We start from the raw sequence: 3,370 nt of genomic DNA, 5'->3' as shown, positions 1-3,370 counted from the left end.
CCACCTCGACACCAAATGCCGAGCCACCAAACCACCCAACGCACCCGTCGCCCCCGTCACCAACACCGTCCCCTCCCCACCGAACGACGGAAGGACATCAGTTGTGGACGGGGCGGTGTCCCGCTGGACGCGCGGGACGAAGACGTCGCCGCCCCGCAGCGCGAGCTGCGGCTCACCCGAGGCGAGGGCGGGAGCCAGGGCACGGAGCGAGTCCTGGGAGTCGTCGAGGTCGACGAGCACCACGCCGCCGGGCTGCTCGGACTGGGCCGTCCGTACGAGTCCCCACACCGCTGCGGCGGCCGGGGCGGTGACCTCCGCCTCCGACGAGACGGCGACCGCTCCACGGGTGACGACCAGGAGCTGCGGGGCGTCCGGCCGCTCGTCCGCGAGCCGTTCCTGGAGGAGGGCCAACACGTGGTGGCTCCAGGCGTGGGCGTCGGCGACGACGGTGTCCGCGGCCGGGTCGGCCGGGTCCACCGGCTCCGCCGGGAGCCGGTCGGAGGACCAGGGCCGTTCGTCCAGGACCTCAAGACCCGCACCACGCAGTACGGACGCCAGGCCGCCGATGTCACCAGCGAGGGTCCACGAACCGGCCTCGCCCTGAGCGCCCTGAGAAGTCTGCGGAGCATGCGGAGTCTGCCGAGTCCAAGCCAGCTTGTACTGGGCGGAGTTGCGGTGTGCGAGCGCCGCGTCGGCCGCCCGGAGAGTGATCGACTCGACGGTCGCGACCAGCGCGCCCGTCCCGTCGGTGAGCACCAGCTCGGCCGCGTCGGCGCTCGTGCGGGTCAGCCGGACCCGCGCCGCGGAAGCGCCGACGGCGTGCAGGGTGAGCCCGGCCCAGGCGAACGGCACGCGCATCCGGTCGGGCTCGTTGTCGAGCGTGAGCGGACGCAGCGCCGCGTCGAGCAGTGCCGGGTGGATGCCGTACCGGTCCGCTTCGGCGGTGTCCGGCAGCTCCAGCTCGGCGAAGAGCTCGTCCCCCCGCTGCCAGACGGCCGCCACCCCCCGGAACAGGGGACCGTAGTGGTACCCCTGCTCGGAGAGGTCGGCGTGCAGCCGATCGACATCGATGGGCACCGCGCCCGCCGGGGGCCAGGCACCGTCCGAAGGTGTCACGGCCTCCTCGACGGCGCGGGCGAGAACGCCCTGGGCGTGCCGGGTCCATTCCTCGTCTTCGGTCCGTCGCGCGTAGACGCCGACGCCTCGCCGTCCGTCGTCCCCGGCGGACTCGACGACGACCTGGACCTGCACCGATCCTTCCGCCGGCAGGACCAGGGGCTGCGCCAGCATGAGCTCGTCGATCCGCTGGGTGCCCAGCGACTGACCTGCGTGCAGGGCGAGTTCGGCGTAGGCCGTACCCGGCAGGACGACCGTTCCCGCGAGGGCGTGGTCGGCCAGCCAGGGGTGCGTACGGAGCGAGATCCGCCCGGACAGTACGAGACCGTCCCCTTCGGCCGGCACCAGCGCGGCGCCGAGCAGAGGGTGACCGGCGTCCGTCAGCCCGGCTGCCGCGATGTCGTGGGACGACACGGCGGGAGCGAGCCAGTACCGCTCGTGCTCGAACGCGTACGTGGGCAGGTCGACCCGCCGCGCACCCGTCCCGCCGAAGTACGCCGTCCAGTCGACGGCCGCGCCGGAGGCGTGGAGGCGCGCCAGGGCCGTGACCACGGCCGTCGGCTCGTCCTGGGAACGGCGCAGGGCCGGTACCGCGTGGTCGGAGTCGACGAGCGGGGTGAGTACGGCGTCGGGGCCGATCTCCAGGAAACGGGTCACGCCCTGGGCGGTGAGGGTGGTGACGGCGTCGGCGAAGCGCACCGCCTCACGCACCTGCCGCACCCAGTACTCGGGCGAGTCCAGCCCTTCAGCTGCCTCACCGGTGACGGTCGAGACGACCGGGATACGGGCGGAGCCGTACGTGAGCCCGTCCAGGACCGTGCGGAACTCCTCCAGCATCGGCTCCATCAACACCGAGTGGAACGCGTGTGAGACCTTCAGCCGCGACGTGCGAACACCCTGCTCCGTGAAGTGCGCCGCAATCCGCAGCACTTCGGCCTCAACCCCTGAAACGACCACTGCAGCAGGCCCGTTGACCGCCGCGACTCCGACGCCATCCGTCAGCAGAGGAAGGACGTCGATCTCCGGAGCCGCGACGGCGACCATCGCGCCGCCCTCCGGCAGCGCCTGCATCAACCGCCCACGCGCCGCCACCAACACCGAGGCATCCGCCAGAGACAACACCCCCGACACGTGCGCGGCAGCGATCTCCCCCACCGAGTGACCGGCGAGAGCATCCGGCCGGACACCCCACGACTCCACCAGCCGGAACAACGCCACCTCGACCGCGAACAACGCGGCCTGCGCGAACACCGTCCGGTTCAGCAGACCGGCGTCCTCACCCCACATCACCTCCCGCAACGGACGCTCAAGATGCACATCAAGCTCAGCCACCACCGCGTCCAAAGCCTCCGCGAACACCGGGAACGACGCATACAGCTCACGCCCCATCCCCAGCCGCTGAGCACCCTGACCCGAGAACACGAAAGCGGTGCGGCCCCCGGTCCGGGTTTGCGCGGTGGACAAGGTGCGCAGTTGGGTGAGGAGGGCGTCCCGGTCGCTCGCGACGGCGAACGCGCGGTGCTCCAGCGCCGCGCGCCCCGCGGCCAGCGAGTAGCCGACATCGACCGGGTCCAGGTCCGGGTTGGCGGCCACGAATCCGGCCAGCCGCTCCACCTGAGCCGCCAGTCCTTCCGCGGAACGCGCCGAGACCACCCACGGCACCACCGGCAGCGAGCCGCCACTCGTCGAGCCGACAGCCGCCGGCTCCACCTCCGGGGCCTGCTCGATGATCACGTGCGCGTTCGTGCCACTCAGTCCGAACGACGACACACCCGCGCGTCGAGGCCGCTCCTCCGCCGGCCACTCCACCGACTCCGTCAGCAGCTCCACCGCACCGGAGGACCAGTCCACGTGCCGCGACGGCTCGTCCACGTGCAGGGTTCGGGGCAGCACCCCGTGCCGCATCGCCTGGACCATCTTGATCACACCACCGACACCGGCGGCCGCCTGCGTGTGCCCGATGTTCGACTTCAACGACCCGAGCCACAAAGGCCGTTCGTCCGCACGCCCCTGCCCGTATGTGGCGATCAGGGCCTGCGCCTCGATCGGGTCACCGAGCTTCGTGCCCGTCCCGTGCGCCTCCACCGCATCCACGTCGGCCGCCGACAGACCGGCACTCGCCAGCGCCTGCCGGATGACCCGCTGCTGCGAGGGGCCGTTGGGGGCCGTCAGGCCGTTCGACGCACCGTCCTGATTGACCGCGGAACCCCGCACCACGGCCAGGACCGTGTGCCCGTTCCGACGCGCGTCCGAC

General features: G+C 72.2%; 1 protein-coding gene. It reads right to left on the bottom strand.

Annotation, left to right across the window (positions count from 1 at the left end):
• Positions 1-3,333: type I polyketide synthase (locus tag AB0M16_RS36135; RefSeq protein ID WP_365350787.1), on the bottom strand; the 3,333-nt coding region annotated here is incomplete at its 3' end.
• Positions 3,334-3,370 lie beyond the last annotated feature (37 nt).

Source organism: Streptomyces sp. NPDC051921 (assembly GCF_040680975.1).
Taxonomy (GTDB): domain Bacteria; phylum Actinomycetota; class Actinomycetes; order Streptomycetales; family Streptomycetaceae; genus Streptomyces.
This window is presented reverse-complemented; position numbering and strand designations above follow the sequence as displayed.